General features: G+C 49.0%; 13 protein-coding genes. 3 read left to right on the top strand and 10 right to left on the bottom strand.

What is annotated here, in order from left to right:
• Positions 1-198: 198 nt before the first annotated feature.
• From QUA62_RS22235 to rpsT, 7 genes are all read right to left on the bottom strand, one after another.
• Positions 199-4329, bottom strand: coding sequence for a DNA-directed RNA polymerase subunit beta'' (locus QUA62_RS22235; RefSeq protein ID WP_333406753.1), 4131 nt, complete (start codon positions 4327-4329; stop codon positions 199-201).
• A gap of 451 nt (positions 4330-4780) precedes the next feature.
• Positions 4781-6655: a DNA-directed RNA polymerase subunit gamma gene (locus tag QUA62_RS22240; RefSeq protein WP_333406755.1), complete on the bottom strand. Its 1875-nt coding sequence runs from the start codon at positions 6653-6655 to the stop codon at positions 4781-4783.
• 84 nt (positions 6656-6739) lie between these two features.
• Positions 6740-7831 carry an HNH endonuclease gene (locus QUA62_RS22245; protein WP_333406757.1) on the bottom strand — a complete coding sequence of 364 codons (1092 nt, stop codon included), beginning with the start codon at positions 7829-7831 and terminating at the stop codon, positions 6740-6742.
• Positions 7832-7972: 141 nt separating this feature from the next.
• Positions 7973-11359 (bottom strand): DNA-directed RNA polymerase subunit beta, encoded by a 3387-nt coding sequence (gene rpoB / locus QUA62_RS22250; RefSeq protein ID WP_333041547.1) that lies wholly within the window; start codon positions 11357-11359, stop codon positions 7973-7975.
• Positions 11360-11810: 451 nt separating this feature from the next.
• Positions 11811-11993: a hypothetical protein gene (locus tag QUA62_RS22255; protein WP_333288348.1), complete on the bottom strand. Its 183-nt coding sequence runs from the start codon at positions 11991-11993 to the stop codon at positions 11811-11813.
• Positions 11962-12741 (bottom strand): TatD family hydrolase, encoded by a 780-nt coding sequence (locus QUA62_RS22260; RefSeq protein WP_190660454.1) that lies wholly within the window; start codon positions 12739-12741, stop codon positions 11962-11964. The genes QUA62_RS22255 and QUA62_RS22260 overlap by 32 nt, the downstream gene beginning before the upstream one ends.
• Before the next feature lie 224 nt (positions 12742-12965).
• Positions 12966-13265: a 30S ribosomal protein S20 gene (gene rpsT, locus QUA62_RS22265; RefSeq protein WP_006632886.1), complete on the bottom strand. Its 300-nt coding sequence runs from the start codon at positions 13263-13265 to the stop codon at positions 12966-12968.
• An 895-nt stretch (positions 13266-14160) separates the two neighbouring features.
• On the opposite strand from rpsT, the gene hisD reads away from it, so the two are divergent.
• Positions 14161-15474, top strand: a complete 1314-nt coding sequence (gene hisD / locus QUA62_RS22270; protein WP_333406759.1) for a histidinol dehydrogenase — start codon at positions 14161-14163, stop codon at positions 15472-15474.
• Positions 15475-15798: 324 nt separating this feature from the next.
• A complete protein-coding gene (locus tag QUA62_RS22275) occupies positions 15799-16227 on the top strand; it encodes a universal stress protein (protein WP_333406760.1) in 429 nt (142 codons plus the stop codon).
• A 43-nt stretch (positions 16228-16270) separates the two neighbouring features.
• On the opposite strand, the gene QUA62_RS22280 is transcribed toward QUA62_RS22275, so the two are convergent.
• The 3 genes from QUA62_RS22280 to QUA62_RS22290 form a co-directional block, all read right to left on the bottom strand.
• Positions 16271-17605 carry a carbamoylphosphate synthase large subunit gene (locus QUA62_RS22280; RefSeq protein WP_333406761.1) on the bottom strand — a complete coding sequence of 445 codons (1335 nt, stop codon included), beginning with the start codon at positions 17603-17605 and terminating at the stop codon, positions 16271-16273.
• Positions 17606-17747: 142 nt separating this feature from the next.
• On the bottom strand, positions 17748-18641 hold the full coding sequence (locus tag QUA62_RS22285) for an isoaspartyl peptidase/L-asparaginase family protein (protein WP_333406763.1): 894 nt from the start codon (positions 18639-18641) through the stop codon (positions 17748-17750).
• Between the two features lie 626 nt (positions 18642-19267).
• A complete protein-coding gene (locus QUA62_RS22290; RefSeq protein ID WP_333406765.1) occupies positions 19268-19900 on the bottom strand; it encodes an alpha-ketoglutarate-dependent dioxygenase AlkB in 633 nt (210 codons plus the stop codon).
• A gap of 217 nt (positions 19901-20117) precedes the next feature.
• Here QUA62_RS22290 and QUA62_RS22295 point away from each other — a divergent pair, with 217 nt between their 5' ends.
• Entirely contained in the window at positions 20118-20951 is an 834-nt protein-coding gene (locus tag QUA62_RS22295; protein ID WP_333406767.1) for a hypothetical protein, read from the top strand.
• Positions 20952-21106 lie beyond the last annotated feature (155 nt).

The raw sequence follows: 21106 nt of genomic DNA on the forward strand, positions 1-21106 counted from the left end.
TTGAACTCTAAATCTTCCTTCTTCCTTCTTCCTTTCGATGTCCCATAGCACAATGCTATGAGTTCGGACTTGGAATTTGTGAGGAAAAATTTGAGCTTTTTTAACTCATGAAATCGGAGTGTGCGTTGTGGCGAGGAACCAACTTATCCTCAGCGAACACAACGCTGTTCACTCATTCATGCAAGCTCAAAACTATGATTAGTCTTCGTCCTCATCGAAGTCAAAACCGATATCATCATCATCGTCACCATCAGGTCCCAAGGCATCATCATCAGTCTCAGCGACAAACTCGTCCTCATCAACCTCAACTTCCTCAAAATCCTCATCAGGCTCAAGATCAGACCCGCGCCCGATCTCAAAACCGCTCTCGATCGTATAAGCACGACGCGCCGTACGGTCATCAAGTACCACATCCTCCTGTAAATCGTGGATGTCGTCATCAAACACAGCACCATCAAAACCCGCATCCTGGACCCCAGCATCCTCATAGGCATTGAACCCAGTACCCGCAGGAATCAGGCGGCCGATAATCACATTTTCCTTCAGCCCCCGCAGCCAGTCAGACTTACCTTCGATCGCAGCCTCAGTCAACACCCGCGTAGTCTCCTGGAACGAAGCAGCGGAAATAAAGCTATCAGTATTCAGCGAAGCCTTAGTAATCCCCAGCAACACCGGAGTATAATCCGCCGGCGCTCCACCAGTAATTGACATCGCCTCATTAACCTGCTCAACCTGCCGCAATTCTACCAACTCGCCCGGGAGCATAGTAGTATCGCCACCATCTTCCATCCTGACTTTGTTGGTCATCTGGCGGACGATGACCTCGATGTGCTTATCAGAAATATCCACGCCCTGAGACTGATAAACCGACTGCACCTCATTCACCAAAAACGTCTGCACCTGTTGGAAACTCTCCAAAGCAGCCTCAAAAGTAGACTGCCGCTCCTTGAGCACGTGGAAGAACACCTCCAGAATTTCGTGAGGATTGGCGGGCCCATCGGTCAAAGCTTCGGCGACGCCTACGCGCTGTCCGTCGGAAACGATCGGGTTTTGACCAGGCAACAAAGGATACTCCTCAATCCGGCCATCATCCTCAATCACCGCAAGTTCCACAACATCGTCATCCGTAACCACGCGAGCCGTCCCCGGCCGCTTGGCTAAAATACAAGCTTCCTTCGGCTTCCGCCCTTCAAGAAGTTCCTCAATCCGTGGCAAACCCTGAATGATATCCCCAGTCTTTGCCCGCTCAAACACCAGAATCACCAAATTGTCACCCCGCTGCACCAAGTCGCCGTCGTCTACGTGCAGCACAGCACCGGCCGAAACCCGGTAAGGACGAGCCACCCTGAGCAAGAGTTTCGCCGATTCTGTCTCCGACGCAGGTACAACCTTCACCACTTGGCCGGACTCTTCGAGAACAACCCCCGGAGCTATTTCGGTACCAGCCACCAGCAGTTGACCCGGACTCACATCCGGCGTACCCGCCACAGAGATCGAAATAGAATCCGCATCTCGCATCACCAACAGTCGGCGCACTGGTTCGCCATGCCCCTCACGGATGCCTCGAACGATACCCGCTTCTTTGCAGAGAATCTCCGTGCGGGCGACTACTGCCCCGGGCGCGATCGACTGCCCATCTTCGACCAACAGCCGCGTGTGAGTGCTGCCCTGAGTCGGATCGGCAGACACATCCCGCCGAATCACCAGCGATTCCAAAATGACTAGCTGCAAGCGGAAAGTCTTTGAAGCTCGATCGCCCCCATCAGCCACAGCCATCGCCAACTCTTGCGACGCACTAGCGTCTTCAGGCGAACCCCAAGCCGGGCCCGAACCGTCCGCCCCAAAAGCCGTAGCATCCTCCTCATCCGGCAGCAGCTCGATATCCGCCGCCAGTTGCGGAGCTCCCGAACCAATTTCCAAGATAAGCTGAGTCCGCAGCAGTTCCAATCCCTCGACTGATTTGACGCGCTCCCCATCCTTATAAGGAAGTCGCTGCACCGCTTTCAAAGAGATCGACTCATTCAGCGCCGTCTGAGAAGGCACAGGTGGCTTATCCGGCACCGGAAACTCCACCACAGGCCGCAGCAGCAAAGCCGGGCCCTCGGGAGTTTCGATATACTCCGCATAGCCCAACTCTTCGGCAACCAAGCCGGGGAAAATTTCTTCACCGGCGTTGACGATTTGACCTTCCCCAAATGTTAGCGGCGGGCGGTCAACTACATGGAGTGTGCCGGGTTTGATCACAATTTCCCGGAGGATGTCATTTTTCTGAGTGATTTCCACTGCCCCGCTGGTTTGGCAGAAAATATCCTTAACCACCTCAGTACCGGCCTCAACGTACTGGCCATCTTCCACCAGCAGCAATGAAATATCTTTATTTACCTCGTGGCACTCTTCCGGTATCCAGAGCAGAGTCCCGCCTTTAACGACTTCGTAGCCAAGTTTAGCTTTGCCCCGCTTGTGGACTTCCACCCCGCCGTACTTGACAATGCCCCCTGTAGCTGTGCGGTAGCTGTCGTCGAGCAGTTCGGCGACGACTTCCCCGTTGATGACTTTGCTCCCGGGAGCCGTCTTCAGAGAAAACCGCTGCTTAGAAGATGTTTCGATGGTGTAGTGGTCGCGGCCGCCTGCGCTTTCTGCCCGCACGACTGCTTGGTCGAGCAGGACTTGGGCGGTGATAATTTCAATTTCTCTGGGGTCAGCGATGCGGACTACGCCGCCGTGTTCAGAGATGAGTTTGGTTTCGGCAATTACGCTTTCGGCCGGAATGCGATCGCCATTTTTCACTGCTGGTTCGGCACCAGGGGGCAAGTTGTAGACCTCTCCTGAGAGAATCCAAATCAGTCCGCCTTTGCTGGCTGTGCGGGTTGTGTTCCCTTGGCGGTCGGTTTTTTCTTCAGGCACCAAATCAGCAAATTTGGCTTCTCCGGCTAAGTCGGAAGCCACGTCTGTAGTCACTTTTTCAGTGGTTTTGCGGGCGGCGCGACCGACGATCGGCACTTCTGCCAAAACTTGACCGGGAATGGCGCGCTGTCCGTCTTTGACCATCAGAGTAGAACCCTGGACGATCGCCAATTCGATTTTCAGTTTTTGATTTTTGGCGCCGGATTTCCCTTCTTCAAATCCGTCGCCCTCAAATACAAGTTTGCCGTTGTTTTCTGCCACCAGTGCTTCTTCGCCGTGTCTGGTGCGGAACGAGCGAGTACGCAAGTTCTTGAATTTCACTACGCCCGGGAAGGGTGCGCGTTCTTGTTTCGCGACTTCTCCAGTGAATACGCCGCCGGTGTGGAAGGTACGCATGGTGAGCTGGGTTCCCGGTTCCCCGATCGACTGAGCTGCAATAATCCCGATCGCTTCTCCCATGTCCACCATTTTCAAGTGGGCGAGACTCCAGCCATAGCAGTGCTGACAAACCGATCGCGTAGATTCACAAGTCAGGGGCGATCGTAAATACACCTCTGCCACCCCAGAATTACCAATTTCCGTCGCCAACTCCTCGGTAATTGGCTGATTTCGCACGGCTTTTTCGCTGCCGTAAGACACGATTTCCCCGGTTTTCGGGTGCACCACATCTTTGGCGAACACCCGCCCTAGCAGCCTGTCCTTGAGGGGAATCAGCACTGTTGCTCCGTCCGTCATCGGCCGTACTCGAATTCCCCGCTGAGTGCCGCAGTCCACTTCCCGCACAATTACGTCTTGGGACACATCCACCAAACGGCGAGTCAAATAGCCAGAGTCTGCCGTCCGCAAAGCTGTATCTACCAAGCCTTTGCGCGCGCCGTAGGAAGAGATGATGTATTCGGTGACGGTGAGTCCTTCGCGGAAGTTGGTTTTAATTGGCAAGTCGATGATTTCTCCTTGGGGGTCAGCCATCAATCCGCGCATTCCGACTAGCTGCCGCACTTGAGAAATGTTTCCCCGCGCCCCGGAGAATGCCATCATGTAGACCGAGTTTAGGGGGTCTGTGGCTCGGAAGTTTTTGACTACTTCGTCTTTGAGGTCTTCTGATGTGCTGTTCCAGGTATCGATTACTTTTTGGAAGCGTTCGACTTCGGTGATTTCGCCTCTGGTGTATTTTTGTTCGGTGATGCGGATTTCTTCTTCGGCGGCATCGAGGAGCGATCGTTTTGACGGGGGCACTTGCAGGTCGTCTACGCTAATCGAAACTCCCGCTCGTGTCGCAAAGCGAAAACCCAAGTCTTTGAGTTTATCGGCCATTTGCGCTGTACGGGCCGTTCCGTAGTGCATGAAAGACCAAGAGATTAATTTTTTGAGCTGACCTTTGTCAACAACTCGATTGCGAAAAACAATTTCCTTATTTTCTGTCATTTTTCTGAGTAGTGGTAATTGGTAATTGGTAATTGGTAACTTTTACTGCCGTTCGACTTCGGTTCCCCTGAGCGAATCCGAAGGATTTAGGAACCGCGTAGCCAAAGTATTGGTAATTGGTAATTGGTAATTGGTAATTGGTAAGTAGAGTAGCGGGAAAAAACAACAAGCATTTTGTAGGGGGAGTTTAGCGTATAAGGAAGAGAGCTAAGCTAGGAGATGAATGCACTCACCTGCCCTTCCCATAATAAAGTTTACTTGCACCTACCTACTTACTTGGTAATTAGTAACTTTTACTGCCCTTCGACTTCGATTAGGAATCACGTCTCCGAAGTAGTGGTAAGTAGTAATGGGTAATTTTTCCGTCTTCAATCGCTCTTATTTTTTAGCAAAAATTGACCCTTTATTACCCATCACCTGTTACCTTTTACCTGTTACCCATTCCCAATTTCTAATTGTTAATTACCGATTCGATCGTTTGGTGATAGATAATCCTGCCCGGAGTAGTGCGAATGAATTGATTGATCACCTTGCCGTCTCCGTCTTCCCGAACCCGGCGGAACTTGTATTCTTTCGTCACTATACCGTCGGTAGAGCGTTCCACCTTCAGCGGTTCTCCCTCGGGTTCTGAGTTTTCTATGGCGCCTTGAAACCTCACCCACACATAAGAGTGCAAGTCAACGATTCCTTGTTCGTAAGCGACAACCGCGTCGGTAAGGTTGGAGAAATAGTGACCGGCTCCTTTTTGAGCGTCAGGATTTTCGGCTGTCAAGTAATAGCAACCGAGCACCATATCTTGAGAAGGAGTAACGATCGGTCTTCCGGTTGCCGGCGACATAATGTTGTTAGAAGCCAGCATCAGCAAGCGCGCTTCCGCCTGAGATTCCAGAGACAAAGGCACGTGCACTGCCATTTGGTCGCCGTCAAAGTCAGCGTTAAAAGCCGGACATACTAGCGGGTGAAGCTGAATTGCCCTCCCGTCCACCAAAATCGGCTCAAAGGCTTGAATCCCCAAACGGTGGAGGGTCGGCGCCCGGTTTAGCATTACCGGGTGTCCTTCAATCACCTCCTGAAGCACGTCCCAAACACTGGGATCGTTGCGCTGGATCAGTTTTTTGGCAGCTTTGATGTTGTTGACCAATCCTTGGCGGATCAAGCGGTGGATGACGAAAGGCTGGAAAAGCTCGATCGCCATTTCCCTCGGCAAACCGCACTGATGAATTTTCAGTTTCGGCCCCACCACAATCACCGAACGCCCGGAGTAGTCAACCCGTTTCCCCAGCAAGTTTTGCCGGAAGCGACCTTGTTTCCCTTCAATGATGTCCGACAGCGACTTCAGCGGGCGGTTGTTTGCCCCCACCACTGTCCGGCCCCGGCGACCGTTGTCAATCAGCGCATCCACAGCTTCTTGCAGCATCCGCTTTTCGTTGCGGATGATAATCTCCGGTGCCAGAATTTCTTGGAGTCTCGCCAAGCGGTTGTTGCGGTTGATGACTCTCCGGTAGAGGTCGTTGAGGTCGCTCGTTGCAAAACGCCCGCCGTCTAGCTGTACCATCGGCCGCAAGTCGGGGGGAATCACCGGAATCACATTGAGCACCATCCAATCGGGTTGAGATCCCGTAGCGATGAAGTTGTCAATTACCCGCAAACGTTTAATTAACTTCGCCCGTTTTTGACCTTTAGCATTGGCAATATCTTCCCGCAACTTTTCCGCTTCACTTTCTAGCGGAATATTTTGCAGCAAAACTTGCAAAGCTTCAGCACCAATCCCCACTTCTACACCTGTGAGTGTGGAATCTTCGCTGTAAAGTTCGTCTTCTATTTCCAGCCAAGCATCTTCGGTTAGCAATTGCTTGTATTGCAGTTTTTCGGCATTACCGGGGTTGAGAACAACATAGGCATTGAAATAAACTATTTGTTCGACATCTCGGAGCGGCATATCTAACAGAATTGCCATGTAACTCGGGATGCCTTTGAGATACCAAACGTGAGCTACTGGAGCTGCTAATTTGATAAATCCCATCCGGTGACGGCGGACGCGAGATTCAGTGACTTCAACACCGCATCTCTCGCAAACAATGCCTCTATGGCGAACTCGTTTGTACTTGCCACAATGACATTCCCAATCTTTTGCCGGCCCAAAAATGCGCTCGCAAAACAAGCCATCCATTTCAGGTTTTAACGTGCGATAATTTATGGTCTCCGGTTTTGTCACCTCTCCAGTAATCTGACCGTTGGGTAAAGTTCTCTCTCCCCACTGTCGAATTCTTTCTGGTGAAGCTAACCCAATCTTGACGTAATCAAAGCGTTGTTCTATTTTAGCCATTCTTGACTCCAATTAATAATTTACAGTCGATTATTTGTGGTTGTTTATTTTTTTGGGTTGCTTGTTTCACGGCTTAAATCAATGTTATACTCCTCTATATGTGACGTGGTTTTTAATATCAGAGATGACACTTGACGAGACTCCAAAGTCATCAGCGATTTTAGAGATTGATTCTCTACCTCTAATTCTTTTTCGTACCTCAAGAGCTTGCTCGAAAGTCAATTTGCGATCGAGATACCCACCCATGCGAGGAACTGGAACCTCTTCGCCTGCTTCCTTCCAAGTGACGTGATACTTAATATCGTGTATGGTTTTGCGACCAACACTGTATTCCTGAGCTACATCCTTCACTCTCTCACCTGCTGCTAGTTTTTGCCTAATTTCTCGCACCTTTTCCCAGTCTAATTTGGCATTGGAAAGGGGATGACTTTTGCCTTGAGTGCGTCCTTTCTTAGAAGCATCTAATAAATTTTGAGTGCGAGTTCCACCCCAAAGATGTTCTGGATTAATACAACTGGGATTATCGCAGGTATGACAAGCATCCATCGAAGTCGGAACTTCACATCCTAATTTCTCTGCTAAAACAGCACGAGTAACTGATTGGGATTTCCCATTTTTAAAGTACCTGCCATAACCACCTTGACCATCCTTTGCACCTTGAAAAATTATGCAGCCGCTGTCTTGAATTTCTCCTACAAAACCGGGGGGAACTGTAGTGAAGTTATGGGGAATTTTTGCCTGAAGTATCTTAGTAATAGTGTCATACTGTACGCCATACTCTTTTATTAGGTGGCTTTTGATGGTTCCAGCTAAATATTTACGCTGAATTTCCCGCAGTTGTTCGATCGAGAGTTGGCCAATACCCGGAATACTTTTGCGTCTGGGAGTTTTGCGATCGCGCCCCATCATCTGCTGCGTATTCTCAGCCGCAGTTCCAGCTACGAGATGTGCTGGGTTGATGCAGCTTGGATTGTCGCAGATGTGGCACGCAAAATAACCGGAATCTAGAAATCCTGGTATTTTTGATGCGAGCACTAATCGGTGGACTAATACCGTTTTGCCCTCGATCCACTTGCGCCCGTAACCATTTTTCAGCTTGCTCCCTTGCCAGTTAATACAGCCTGTCGCCCGGTCAACTTCTCCTTCTATTCCTGGGACAACTGTTACAATAGTCATGTCAGCGTCTCTCCTCTTAAGAGCGTTGATTCGCCTCACCAGTGTTCGTACCACTGCTGAGGCATTTTAATTGGGGATTGTCGATTAAAGATTAAAGAATTGAATCCGATCAAAAAATCTTTAATCTTTAATCTTTAATGCCTAATCCTCGTCAAGTTCGTCACGAGAAAGCGATTCGTAAGTAGGCCGGGAGGGCGATCGCTTGCCCCCAGCATCTGCCATCAAATCCACCTCAACGTGCTCGCTGCCCTCGTCGGACGTATTCACCTTGTGCACAGCAATATCCAAGCACAAAGACTGCAACTCCCGCATCAGCACCTTGAAAGATTCCGGCGTACCGGGGCGCGGAATAGCTTTGCCTTTGACGATCGCATTCAGCGCTTCATTCCGCCCCTGCATATCATCCGACTTGACAGTCAGCAACTCTTGTAAAGTATAAGCTGCGCCGAACGCTTCCAGAGCCCAGACTTCCATTTCTCCGAACCGCTGACCCCCCTGCTGCGCTTTGCCGCCCAAAGGCTGCTGCGTTACCAGCGAGTAAGGGCCTGTGCTGCGGGCGTGGATCTTATCGTCTACCAAGTGAACCAGCTTCAGCATATAGGCGATGCCGACTGTGATGGGGCGATCGAACGGTTCCCCAGTTCTGCCATCGTAGACAATAGTCTTGCCGGGGTGCTTTTCATTAAACACCCAAGGCTTGCCGGTTTTTTCGCGCGCCTCCTGTAACTTGCCGTGTACGGTTTCCCGCGACTTTTCAGCGCCGTGCATTTCATCAAAAGGCACCATCTTGAAGCGCATGGACAGATTTTCGCCCGCCCATCCCAGCAAGCACTCAAAAATCTGACCTACGTTCATCCGCGACGGTACGCCCAAGGGATTGAGCACTATGTCAACCGGAGTCCCGTCGGGCAAATAAGGCATATCCTCCATAGGCAGAATCCGGGACACAATACCCTTATTTCCGTGGCGGCCGGCCATTTTGTCGCCGACTTGAATCTTGCGCTTTTGAGCTACGTAGACGCGGACGACCATGTTGGCGCCGGGGGGCAGTTCGTCGCCCTGTTCGCGGGTAAACACCCGCACGTCCACTACGCGGCCTTTTTCGCCGTTAGGGACGCGGAGGGAATTGTCGCGCACGTCGCGGGCTTTTTCGCCGAAGATTGCCCTCAGCAGTTTTTCTTCCGGCGGTTGGTCGGATTCGCCTTTGGGGGTGACTTTGCCGACTAGGATGTCGCTGGCTTCTACCCAGGCACCTTTGCGGATAATGCCCTGTTCGTCTAGCTGGCGCAGCGCGTCTTCGCCGACGTTAGGAATTTCGCGGGTGATTTCTTCGGGGCCGAGTTTGGTTTGGCGGGCTTCGATTTCGTATTTTTCAATGTGGATCGAAGTGTAGACATCTTCGTACACCAAACGCTCGCTAATTAGCATCGCGTCTTCGTAGTTGTAGCCTTCCCAAGGCATATAAGCTACGAGGATATTGTGACCCAGAGCGAGTTCTGCCCCTTCGGTGGAGGAACCGTCGGCGAGCACTTGACCTGCTACGACTCTATCGCCCTCATAAATCAGCGGACGCTGGTTTAAACAAGTATCTTGGTTAGAGCGCTGATATTTTTGCAGTTCGTGTTCGATGCAGCCAGCATATTTTTGCTTCCAAACCGAGGGCTGTTTGACTTTGAGATCGTCGTATTCCTTAATCAGGAAATGTTCTTCGCTGGAATTCGATTCGGCATCTACAGCCAGGGGTTTGACAATAATCCGGGTAGCGTCGATGTAAATCACCTCGCCGTCGATCCGGGAAACCACAACCATCCCGGAATCTCGGGCCGCCTGAGCTTCCAAGCCCGTACCGACGAGGGGCCGTTCTGGTTTCAGTAGCGGCACAGCTTGCCGCTGCATATTCGATCCCATCAGAGCTCGGTTGGCGTCGTCGTGTTCCAAGAACGGAATCAGCGATGTCGCTACGGAGACGATTTGCACGGGCGAAATCGCCATGTAGTCCACCTGCATCGGCGTGGTGGTAGTAAATTCTTGGCGGTAGCGGACGGCTACGGTTTCGCCCAAGAGGTTGTTGTTTTCGTCGAGGCTGATGTCTCCGGGGGCGACGCGCAAATCGTCTTCTTCGTCGGCTGTCATGTAAACAGGGGCTTTGTCGCGCAGCACCCGTCCTTTTTCTACTGGATAAAAAGGAGTTTCAATGAAGCCGTAGGGGTTGACGCGGGCGTGGGTTGCCAAGGAACCGATCAGGCCGGCGTTTGGGCCTTCTGGTGTTTCGATCGGGCAAATCCGGCCGTAGTGGGACGGGTGAATGTCCCGCACTGCAAACCCGGCGCGTTCCCGAGTCAGACCTCCAGGGCCCAAGGCGGAAAGCCGACGTTTGTGAGTCAGTTCTGCCAGAGGGTTGGTTTGATCCATGAACTGCGATAGCTGGGAGGAACCGAAGAATTCCTTGATTGCTGCTACCAGCGGTTTGGGGTTGACCAGAGAAGCGGGGCTCAGGGAGTCGGCATCCGAGACGGTCATCCGTTCGCGGATGATCCGTTCTAAGCGGTTGAGACCGACGCGGACTTGGTTTTGCAGCAGTTCTCCGACACTGCGGACGCGACGGTTGCCTAAGTGGTCGATGTCGTCGGTGGAGCCGATGTCGAATTCGAGGTTAATTAAGTAGTCGATCGCCGTCAAGATATCTTGCGATGTCAGCACCCGCATGGTATCGGGGACTGTCAAGCGCAATTTTTTGTTGAGTTTGTAGCGGCCGACTCGGCCCAAATCGTAGCGTTTGGGGTCGAAAAAGCGCGAGTTGAGGAGCTGTTCGCCGCCCGCCACGGTGGGGGGTTCCCCTGGACGGAGTTTGCGGTAGAGCTCCATCAAAGCTTCTTCTTCGCCGAATTGTCCTTCTTTCTCGATCGTTTTTTGGAAGTATTCCGGGTGGCGCAGGGAGTCGTATATTTCGCCGTCTGTGAGTCCGAGGGCTTTGAGCAGCACCTGAGCCGATAGTTTGCGCGTTTTGTCGATTCTGACCCAGACTAAATCGTTTTTGTCTGTTTCAAACTTGAGCCAAGCGCCTCGGTTGGGGATGAGCGAGGCGTTATAGGAACGGCGACCGTTTTTGTCGGTTTCCGATTTGTAGTAGACGCCTGGGGAACGCACGATTTGGTTGACAATCACCCGTTCCGCGCCGTTGATGATGAAAGTGCCGCGCTCGGTCATCAAGGGCAAGTCGCCGATGAAGACTTCTTGTTCTTTGATTTCCCCTGTTTCTTTGTTAATCAGGCGGGTGGGTACATACATTTGCACCGAGTAGGTGCTGTCCCTGCGCTTGGCTTCGTCCACGTCGTATTTCGGGCGCTTGAGTTTGAAGTCTTTGCCCATGAAGTGGAGTTCCAGCTTCCCCGTGTAGTCTGTAATCGGGGAGAAGCTGTCGAGTTCTTCGATCAGCCCGGCTTCTAGAAACCAGCGAAAACTTGCCCGCTGGATTTCGATCAAATCGGGCAAGGTGAAGGCGAATTCTGTGTAATCTTTAGTGGTCATGGGGGTCCTTTTTCCGCAGTGGCTCTAGCTTTTTACATGGCGCCAAGGCTGGGCTTTTTTACCTTGTTGCGTTTTTTTGATTGATTGTGTGAGAGAATTTATATGATGTTTTCGATCGCCTGCCCACTACTGCAACGGTTATTTTTGCTGGTGGCTCGCAGTATTTTTGTGCGGATTTTAGTTCCGATCGAGATGCTTTTAGCTCTGATATCGTGGTATCCCGGGGTAAATTCCCTACACTTTTGACTCCTAAAATTGACTTGACAGCTATTGCCAAATTGCTGAGGTTCCAAGTTTCTTCTGATCTGTAAGTTTGAGTGTGTAAGTTTGAGGTATTGCGTGAAGTTTTTGCCGATCCCGAAGGTTAGCGTACTCGCGTTGTGTTGGCATTTCCGGGGCGACATCGCAGTCGCGGATACTAAGCCAACGCCCGATCGGGCGGTTCTTTTTATTATAGGACGCAAATCCGATCGCAGCAGGCAACGCTAAAAGAATCTCCAATAAAGGATGAATCCGGTTTTTCCGGCAGGATAGAAATGAAATTGTCCCGATCGCTGGCTCCTAAATCGACCTGTTTTCCTCGTTTCTCTGTTCTGCTATAACTAAACTGAAAAGCCGAATAGCTGACAGGCATTTTCGGTTGTCTGCTGGGACAAAGTTAAGAGAGAAACTCCTCTCAATTTAGCAACTTGCTCGGCTACGTAGTAGACGTAGGCTGGTTCGTTGCGTTTTCCCCGCTGGGGTACGGGGGCGAGAAAAGGGCAATCTGTCTCGACTAGGATGCGATCGCTATTTACCATACAAGCTGATTCTTGTATTTGCAAGGCTTTTTTAAAGGTTACTGTTCCGCTAAAACTGATGTAGAAACCTAGGTCTAAAAACCACTGGGTTTCTTCGGGTGTGCCTCCCCAACAGTGCATGACCCCGCGCACTGGCCCGCGTGTTTGCCAAAAGTTCCTCAGCATTTCGGCCATTGGGGCGGCGGCGTCGCGACAGTGGATAATGACTGGTTTGTCAAGTTCCTGGGCGATTTCAAGCTGTGCCTCAAACACTTTAAACTGGTGTTCTCGATCGTCAGCTTTATAAAAGTCCAGTCCGGTTTCGCCGATCGCCACTACCCTAGAGTCCGAATTCGCTAATTCCCTAATCTGGCTCGCCGTCTCGTCTGTCCACTTCTCGGCATCTAGGGGGTGGAGTCCAACCGCAAACGAGACTTCTGCAAACTGATTGGCGATTGCTTGAATGCCGGCAAATTCTTCTGGCTCTACACAAGAATGAACCAGCCGAACTACACCAGCTTCGCGCCAGCGTTCTCGAATGGCTTCTAACTCAGATTTGTAGGTCTCAAAGTTGATATGAACGTGAGTGTCGATGAGCTGCATGGGGGAAGCAGATTAGAGGTGATACGGGAGAGTCCTGGTGGGATAGGGCGAGGGGGAGTGAGAGAGTCGGGGAGTGGGAGTGGCCGAGAGTGTGTGGGAAAAATCTTCCGTCTTCTTTCTTTCTTCTTCCTTCTTCACGCTTGACTTCTTCACCCTTGACTTCTTCCCTCAACATCCATCCCTTCAATCTTGTACACTGCTTCGTTGCCGAACTTTCTGCTTCCTTAAGATGCTACCGATACTTCGTGCGGCTTGAGGGTTCTTGCCAAGCGGGACTTTTTGCGAGCGCCGTTGTTGCGGTGGAGTACACCTTTTTTGACAGCTTTGTCAATTTTGCTGTAGGCCTCAGACATTCGCTGCTGGACTTCTTGCATTAATTCCGGGCTGGGAGCTGCGGCGTACTTGTCTACGGCAGCGAAATACTTCTTCATCAAAGTTTTGACCGCTGACTTGTAAGATTTGTTGTACAAGCGGTTACGTTCGGCGATTTTGACTCGTTTGACGGCGGACTTAATATTTGCCATAGTTCAGTTGCTGGAAGTAGGTATTCATTGATACACCCTAGTCTCAAGAGAGTCCCAAGACACGGGGATTTTGAAGGACAACCTTTTCGGGATCGATCCGCAAAAAGCTTGATTTTTAAAGGCGGAGTGAGACAGCCAACTTTCCATTAGCTCAGATTGAGCTGAGTCTGTGGCTACTTTTTGGCGACGCCCGCGCAATAATTTTTTATTGACTCATTTAACTGCCTGTTTTTTACCGCTGACAATACCCATAAGGTAGGACATGGGTCTTACAGAGGCGTTTTGCGGTGTTTCCACCGTCACGAGTTAAAGTCACGGTTTCTTGCGCGCAATTTTCAAGTATACAATAATTTGGCGTTTTTTTATAAAAAAATTATCAGGTGTTGGAAAAACTAATATAGCACCTATTCTGCTTAAAATCCAATTCTCTGAAAAATCCAAGTTAAGCTATAACAAAGAATACGGGTTATTTGGGCTTCGGCAAGAAGCACTTACCGAAGGTAGAAGGTAAAAAGCTGAAGGTAGAAGGTAGAAGGTAGAAGACAGCACGGATCTGAAGGTAGAAAGTAGAAGGCAGAATCAAAATTCTTCCGCTCGAACACTCTCCCTCTCGGATATTATCGGGGTCGGACACTCTCCCCTTCTGCGTTCCAACCCTCTCCCTCCGCACCTGGTTCTCTGGCGGGCAATTCCTAGAGAAGGTTGTGACTTGTCCTCAGTGTTGCAAAATCCTCGACAGAGATTTAAACGCTGCACTGAAGCCTTGGAAAATGCCGCGACTCTCGCGGTTTAAGCTTGTGGACTGGTGGTGGCCTACTTCTCTAGGAGAACGCCACAAAAATCCCCAATTGTCAAGCAAATGTTAGTGAAGTTATAGACGGCATTCCTAATCTCCATGCTGCGAATCATTACTCAGTGGGTTGAGGCACAAGCTGAACTGCGACGGATCTGCGATCGCACCCATGACGAACTTGTCGTTCACAAAGAAGCCACCGTGCGGGAGGTGCTGCAAGCTGTAAGGCGCAGAGGCGATCAGGCTGTGCTGCACTACACTGCTGAATTTGACCGCATGACCCTAAATGTGGAAGATTTACGCGTGACCGGCGCCGAACTGGATGCTGCTTACCAGCAGGTGTCGAAAGAATTATTAAATGCCATCCGGCTGGCTTGCAAACAGGTAGAGGCGTTTCACCGACAGCGCGTACCCAAGTCTTGGGTGCAGTTTGGCGATGACGAGATTGTTTTGGGCAAGCGCTACACGCCGGTTGATCGAGCGGGAATCTACATTCCTGGGGGTCAGGCGTCCTATCCGAGCTCGGTGATCATGAATGCGGTTCCTGCGAAGGTCGCCAAGGTGCCGAGACTGGTAATGTGTACTCCCCCCGGACAGGAGAAGAAAATGAATCCTGCGGTGCTGGTAGCGGCTCAGGAAGCGGGAGTTGATGAGATTTATCGCGTCGGCGGGGCCCAGGCGATCGCGGCTTTGGCCTACGGTACGGAAACTATTCCGAAGGTGGATTTAATTACTGGGCCGGGGAATATTTACGTCACCCTAGCTAAAAAGCTGGTTTACGGGACTGTGGGGATCGATTCTCTGGCTGGCCCGTCGGAGGTGCTGATTATTGCGGATGGTTCGGCGAATCCCGTGCACGTGGCTGCGGATATGTTGGCTCAAGCTGAGCACGATTCGATGGCGTCGGCAATTTTGCTGACGGCGGATTCGGTGCTGGCTAGGAAGGTGGTGGCTGAGGTAGACAGACAGTTGGCAAATCACCCGCGCCGAACTTTAACAGAAAAGGCGATCGCCAACTATGGTTTAGTCGTGGTAGTTGACTCGCTCAAAGCCGCGGCGGAACTCTCTAACGAGTTTGCGCCCGAACACTTGGAATTGCAAGTTGCAGATCCTTGGGCTTTGCTCGACCAAATTCGGCACGCTGGGGCGATTTTCTTGGGCTGCTCGACGCCGGAAGCTGTGGGCGATTATTTGGCTGGGCCGAATCACACTTTGCCGACTTCTGGGGCTCCGCGCTATGCTTCGCCGCTGGGTGTCGAAACTTTTATGAAGCATTCGAGTTTGATTCAATATTCGCCTGCTGCACTTAAGAAGGTGAGTAGGGCGATTAATGTTTTGGCGGAAGCAGAGGGGCTTCCTTCTCACGCTGATTCGGTGCGGCTGCGGACTGAAAATGAGGGAGAGGGTGAGTTTTAGATGGTAGATTTAAGTAGATGAGCGGCAAAATACAGAGGTAGTCAAAAGCGAGTGAAATGCAATGAAAGGAAGCAATTCTCTTGCGATTATGGTAGCTTTACATTCTGTGACAAGCGGTCCAGTTTATTTGCACGTACCTACTTACGCACTGCGGGCTTAAGAAACCCGGTTTCTTCAAGTATCTTGCTTAAATGACGCAATTATGTTAAGAAACCGGGTTTCTGGGTAGGTAATAATGATGTTGGTGGGAAGCGCGAAAATTGGGGAAAGTAGGCGACAATCAACGAAATATTTAAAGTCTAAATATCTCAGATTTAAAGGTGCATGGTATTGAATACTGTTTTGGTAGCGATCGACAATTCAGAGCTTGCAGAACGGGTTTTGCAAGCTGTAGGACAATTTCAGCTAGAACCGACGGCAAAGGTGATTCTAGTTCATGTTGTGAGTTCTGGTATGTCGGATTTTGACGCGGTTGTCGATCGACCTCACGCTCAGGGAGATGAGATTGCTTACCGAGAGGTGGAGAAGTTACTGCAATCTTATCAGGAAAAGTTGCCTTGCCAGAGCGAATTGGAAATTGTTTCGGGACAACCTGCAGAAGAAATTGTGCGTTTGGCTCATATCTATAAGGCCGATTTAATTGCGATCGGCTGTCGGGGTTTGACTGGTTTAAAGCGGATTTTGGAGGGTTCGGTAAGTGCGGAGGTTGTGGCTGAGGCTCCTTGTTCGGTGTTGGTTGTGCGCGCCAAATGACCGGGAAAACCCCATAACCGCTGCAATGGGTAGAGTAGAGATATCAACCAAATTGCTGCAATCCCTTACTGTGCAAATTCTCCTCGATGTGCTGCATTTCCTTCATATCTTCACCCGCAACTATCCCGTAAATTTCGGTGTAGATTTTTCCGTATTTAACCTTCTCTAAAGCTGACAAGATTATCAAGTCCTTGCGAGCGAGTTCTGATTTCAGCGTGACAAGAATCGATTCCAAAGTCCCATCCATTCGCCAGCTACTGGAATATTGAGCCACCTCCTTTCCCAGCCCCAGTAAGGTATGGCGCTGCACACAAAGCGGAGTCGAGCCATTAACTCGGAAATTGGCATCAATGGCATACAACTCTCCCTCAGAGTCTTCCAGCACGTCGAAGCCAATAACGCCGAAATAACCCTGTTGGTGAGCATATTTACCAATAGCGGCAATCATCTCAAAAAACCTACTCATGTCGGTTTCGCGGTAGTGAATTAATCCCCCTAAATAGCTGCCCTCTGGGGTGACAAGTTGGCTGGTAGTGCCGATAAGCGTGATATTTCCCGTTTTGCTTACATAGAACTGCACGCAATAGTTCTGCACTTCATTCTTGACGAATTCCGAGACAATAATCGTATCCAGCAACTTAATATCAAGATATTTCCTCACTTCCTGCAAGCAGTAGTTGAGATCGCTGGCGCTTTTGATAATATAAGTGCCTTCTCCAGAAAGTCCGTGGGATGCTTTAATTAAGTAGGGGAATTTCTCGGGTAACTGAATGCTTTCGAGATTGACTTCGTGCAGATTGTAGGTTTGGTATTTCGGACATTGCACGCCTAATTCTGCTAGCGTTGCTTTGCTGAGCAAGTGGTAGTGGATGTCGGGATGGACGGCGTGTTTTTCCGGTTTGAGATTGTCGAAGGGAAATAGAGTGAGGAGTTTGTCAAAGCGATCGCTTACGCTGAGATCTTCGAGATAAGTTGAGCAGTCTATCATCTCCATACTGCTGTAGCTGAAGCCAAAATGCTCCCGCCAATAGTCCATCAGCGAGTTCGGCGGCGAATTAATCACAATCCCTGGGATGGCATCGCCTAACACAGCCAGATTTTTCCAAGGTTCTTTCTGGCCAATCTTGTCGAAAGAAGTTTTGGTGGCTTCACTGCTGCCGTCTTGAATAAAGTATTTTTCCCTGTTGGGGTAAGCAGCCCAACTGGCAGTGGCAGGGTAATTTAGGATGAACGCATAACGTGCATCTGTGATGTCGGGAGCAAATAAATCGGAAAGAGAATTACCCTGAAAGTAAGGAAAGTCGTATGTTGAGTTCATAGAAACATCCAAGTCGAGTTTGAATTGAACTGTTTTGCCGACCACTAAGTAGCTCGACATAATTAAAAGTAGGGTGGGCAATGCCCGCCCTACAAATTGAAAAAGTGTTTATTGATGTCCAGCTACTTAATACCTAGGAAACAAGATATTAGTTGCGGAATTTTAACACTCTCCAACTAGGGAGAATGCAACCTCAATAATTTCAATGATGGACGAGTTGTTTTTTCTTAGTGAACACAGCCACCTTGTCCATTTCTTCGGTTCTATAAGCACAAGCCATGTCGGTTGAGTTATGCGCCCAGCCAACCCGCCCTTGAGGGTCTATGAGGATACACCCAGCTTCTCCTGCCACCTTAGATGCCAGAGTCTCAATAGCCATCTGCGCTGCATCGTCTGGGTGCTTGCCGGACGCGAGAAAATCGATCGCCGTCTTAGCCAGAACTACTGGTATAATCGACTCGCCATCGCCTGTGGTCGAGCAACCGCCCTGTTGACTGTCAGCAAACAAGCCTGAGCCGATAATGGCGCTGTCGCCGACGCGACCGGCGGGCTTATTCATAGTGCCGCCTGTTGAGGTACCGGCAACTAAGCTGCCACTACTATCCAAAGCTACACAACCAACGGTATTGGGGCGGTCAATAACTTCTTTTTCCTCCTCCCACTCTTCCTGTTGCTCATCCGCGATTAAGTCTTCTTTTGTACACATCTCGGCTCCACTTTCTGCCGCAAAATGTTCTGCGTGATCCGCTACTAAGAACATGGGTTTTTTATCCATAATCTTTCGCGCCACGGAGATAGGATGGCGCACGCCTTGAACATTGGCGAGGGCTCCCCAAGCTAATGAACCGCCTTCCATCATCGCTGCGTCTAGCTCTACCTGTCCCTGGTTGTTGAGAACCGATCCAAAGCCTGCGTTAAATGTCTGGTCAGCTTCCAAAACCCGGATAGCTGCCTCAACAGCTTCTGCTGCTGTACCCCCCCTTGCCAGCACTTCCCAACCAGCTTCTGCTGCTGCGGTACAGCCTGCATTGTTGGCTGCAACCTTGTCTTCTGTGATGGTTTTTGCTCCACCGTGAACAATAATGCTTAGTACCATAAATTTCCTTCTTTTTAACGTTAAGCAATACTTAAAAATTCCTTAGATCAATCAATTTATTATAAGCAATTTTTAAGTATTTTATTTGATGCTAGTTATATAGGCTAGCTGTGTTTAATTTAGGATTCGTCTATCTTCAGATATAATTATTTTTGTCGATATTTCTATTCCTCCCGACCTAGCTATTTACGAATTGTTAATATATATGTTGCTAAAGTTATGTCAATAGTTCGATCACATTTAGCTTCGAGTTAGTTAAGGAACTTGAAAGAGTTAGGGAATAAAGATGAGGTACAACTTAAGGGGATGCACAACACCTTAACAGGCAAAATTGCTAAACGTGAAGAATGAGACTTTGAGAGAAAAGAAGTGCGATCGGCCTTCACATCAGTCTGAGCCTTTCTGCTGACCCGCCAAAAACCCGCGCAGCCACAACAAACTAGCCGTTTGACCCAAACTCAGCCTTAGCAGCGGCACTCCCGTGCGATCGCTAATTCGGCGGTACTGTTATTGCTGTGCTAAAATCGCTACTTTTACTGCTAACAAAAGTTGCAATAGTTTTTTATTAAAACCGCAATTAAAGGCAGATAAACGCATATACCAATTACAAATTACCATTTATTCATTTAGCTTACTTTCCTGAAAGTAAGGTTGATTCTGGGTTCAGTAACTTTGGCTGCTTTCGGAATTTGGTGTTGCCAAAAATGCTGGGTTGCTCCTTTCATCAGCAGGAGGCTTCCAGGAGTTAATTGAATTTCTAATTTCATTTCTTTTTGGTATTTGTGCCTGAGCATAAAACGACGAGTAGCCCCAAAACTTACAGAACCGATCGCTGGGTTTTCACCAAGTTCTGATTCATCATCACTGTGCCAAGCTACACTATCTTTGCCGTCGCGATATAGATTAAGCAACACGCTGTTAAACAATGTACCTGCTATTGCTTCTATTTTAGATTTGATTGTTATGAGTGTAGGTGTCCATAGATTAGGCTCCATTTTTATGTTGGAGTAAGTGTAAGATTTACCTGCATCTCCGTACCATGCGGTAAGTCGCGGTATAGCGACTTGCTTGCCAAAAAGCAGAGTCACCTCTTGCTTCCAATTAATAGTGCCGTACAATTCCGCAAATATCTCGTTGCTCTCATTGTTATTGAAGAAGTCGCGGTACATGATTACTTCGGCATCAGGCAGAGATAATTGCTGACCATGCTTCTGGCTTTCTGCTTTTGGCTCTTCCCACAATGAAAGTTGAGTATACATAAATCTGCTCGCTGATTACGTTTTACTGAAATTTATAAATATACAGTTGTTGACACAAGCACTCCCCAGCTTTACCATTAATCATGTAAAGCTAATTTTAGCATTTTAACAAGACAAGGATAATTAGTTTTTGTAACATACATAAATTTTTATGTATTCACCAACCAAATCCTGAATCGTCATTTAAGATGAGACTGGTGTCAATTAGCTATGTACTATGAATTGCTTTCAAATAATTAAATCTGTTCTTGATGAAGCTTATGTCCAAATTCCAGGAGATGAAGCTGAAAAGGATGAGGTAATTAATGACGCACTAGAATACCTGCGAGAAGAATATCTTCAACTCTCGCAGGAATGTAACATAAATTATAGCGACCCGACGACTAGGTTTGCTTATATTTATGCCTACGTAACATCCCATTCTAATTTGGTGTGTAGTATTATTCAGCAAAATACTGTTTTAGGTAATCTTTTTGACAACCAAAAAGTCAAGGTAGCTTGTATTGGAGGAGGACCAGGCAGCGATTTTTTGGGAATACTCAAATACTTGATGACGAACAAAAAGTCACCAACAATAAAGTTTCAACTCTGCGATCGGGAGAAAAGCTGGGCAGAATCTTGGAGTGACGTTGATGACAAAGTAGAAGACCTCGAATTTCGCATATCAACTTCTTATCTGCCACTCGATGTCACTAAACGTGATGACTGGGAATCTCACAGCAAGTATTTTGAGTCAGACCTTTTTACAATGATTTACTTTATGTCAGAAGTATTTAGCCTACGGCACTCAGCCGATGAATACTTCGCTCACTTATTTAATCAGGGAAAAATCGGCTCACTTTTCTTGTTTATTGATAACAATAGCTCCGAATTTTATAATTGGTTTGACCAATTAGCTGAAAATCATAAAATAGACATACTAAGCAGTAACGAAACTAAAATGACTGTGCCTTTAGATGAGGAAAAGTCAGATTTAGGAAAATATTTTGCCAAATTTTCTAGTCCCAAACTTACAGCTAATGTTGCATACCGGATTGGGCGAAAAGGCTAGGATATGTTCCGGTATGTTTTTACACAGGGACATAAGTTGAGATAATGCCAGAAAAATTCGGTTACTCTTGCTTTTGCCGGCGTTGCTGAAAGACTAATGGTTATCATGGTAAAAGAGGAATAAGTAGAGTGGACGGAGGTTAATCCCGATGAAGT

Origin of the sequence: Microcoleus sp. MON1_C1 (assembly GCF_036701945.1) — a bacterium.
Classification (GTDB): domain Bacteria; phylum Cyanobacteriota; class Cyanobacteriia; order Cyanobacteriales; family Microcoleaceae; genus Microcoleus.

Bases quoted from the DNA above. Each gene is read 5' to 3' on its own strand.
- QUA62_RS22290 (WP_333406765.1), bottom strand. From the start codon at position 19,900: ATGTATACTCAACTTTCATTGTGGGAAGAGCCAAAAGCAGAAAGCCAG.
- QUA62_RS22280 (WP_333406761.1), bottom strand. From the start codon at position 17,605: ATGTCGAGCTACTTAGTGGTCGGCAAAACAGTTCAATTCAAACTCGAC.
- QUA62_RS22245 (WP_333406757.1), bottom strand. From the start codon at position 7,831: ATGACTATTGTAACAGTTGTCCCAGGAATAGAAGGAGAAGTTGACCGG.
- QUA62_RS22255 (WP_333288348.1), bottom strand. From the start codon at position 11,993: ATGCCTGTCAGCTATTCGGCTTTTCAGTTTAGTTATAGCAGAACAGAG.
- QUA62_RS22275 (WP_333406760.1), top strand. From the start codon at position 15,799: ATGGTATTGAATACTGTTTTGGTAGCGATCGACAATTCAGAGCTTGCA.
- hisD (WP_333406759.1), top strand. From the start codon at position 14,161: ATGCTGCGAATCATTACTCAGTGGGTTGAGGCACAAGCTGAACTGCGA.
- rpoB (WP_333041547.1), bottom strand. From the start codon at position 11,359: ATGACCACTAAAGATTACACAGAATTCGCCTTCACCTTGCCCGATTTG.
- QUA62_RS22295 (WP_333406767.1), top strand. From the start codon at position 20,118: ATGAATTGCTTTCAAATAATTAAATCTGTTCTTGATGAAGCTTATGTC.
- QUA62_RS22235 (WP_333406753.1), bottom strand. From the start codon at position 4,329: ATGACAGAAAATAAGGAAATTGTTTTTCGCAATCGAGTTGTTGACAAA.
- QUA62_RS22260 (WP_190660454.1), bottom strand. From the start codon at position 12,741: ATGCAGCTCATCGACACTCACGTTCATATCAACTTTGAGACCTACAAA.
- QUA62_RS22285 (WP_333406763.1), bottom strand. From the start codon at position 18,641: ATGGTACTAAGCATTATTGTTCACGGTGGAGCAAAAACCATCACAGAA.
- QUA62_RS22240 (WP_333406755.1), bottom strand. From the start codon at position 6,655: ATGGCTAAAATAGAACAACGCTTTGATTACGTCAAGATTGGGTTAGCT.
- rpsT (WP_006632886.1), bottom strand. From the start codon at position 13,265: ATGGCAAATATTAAGTCCGCCGTCAAACGAGTCAAAATCGCCGAACGT.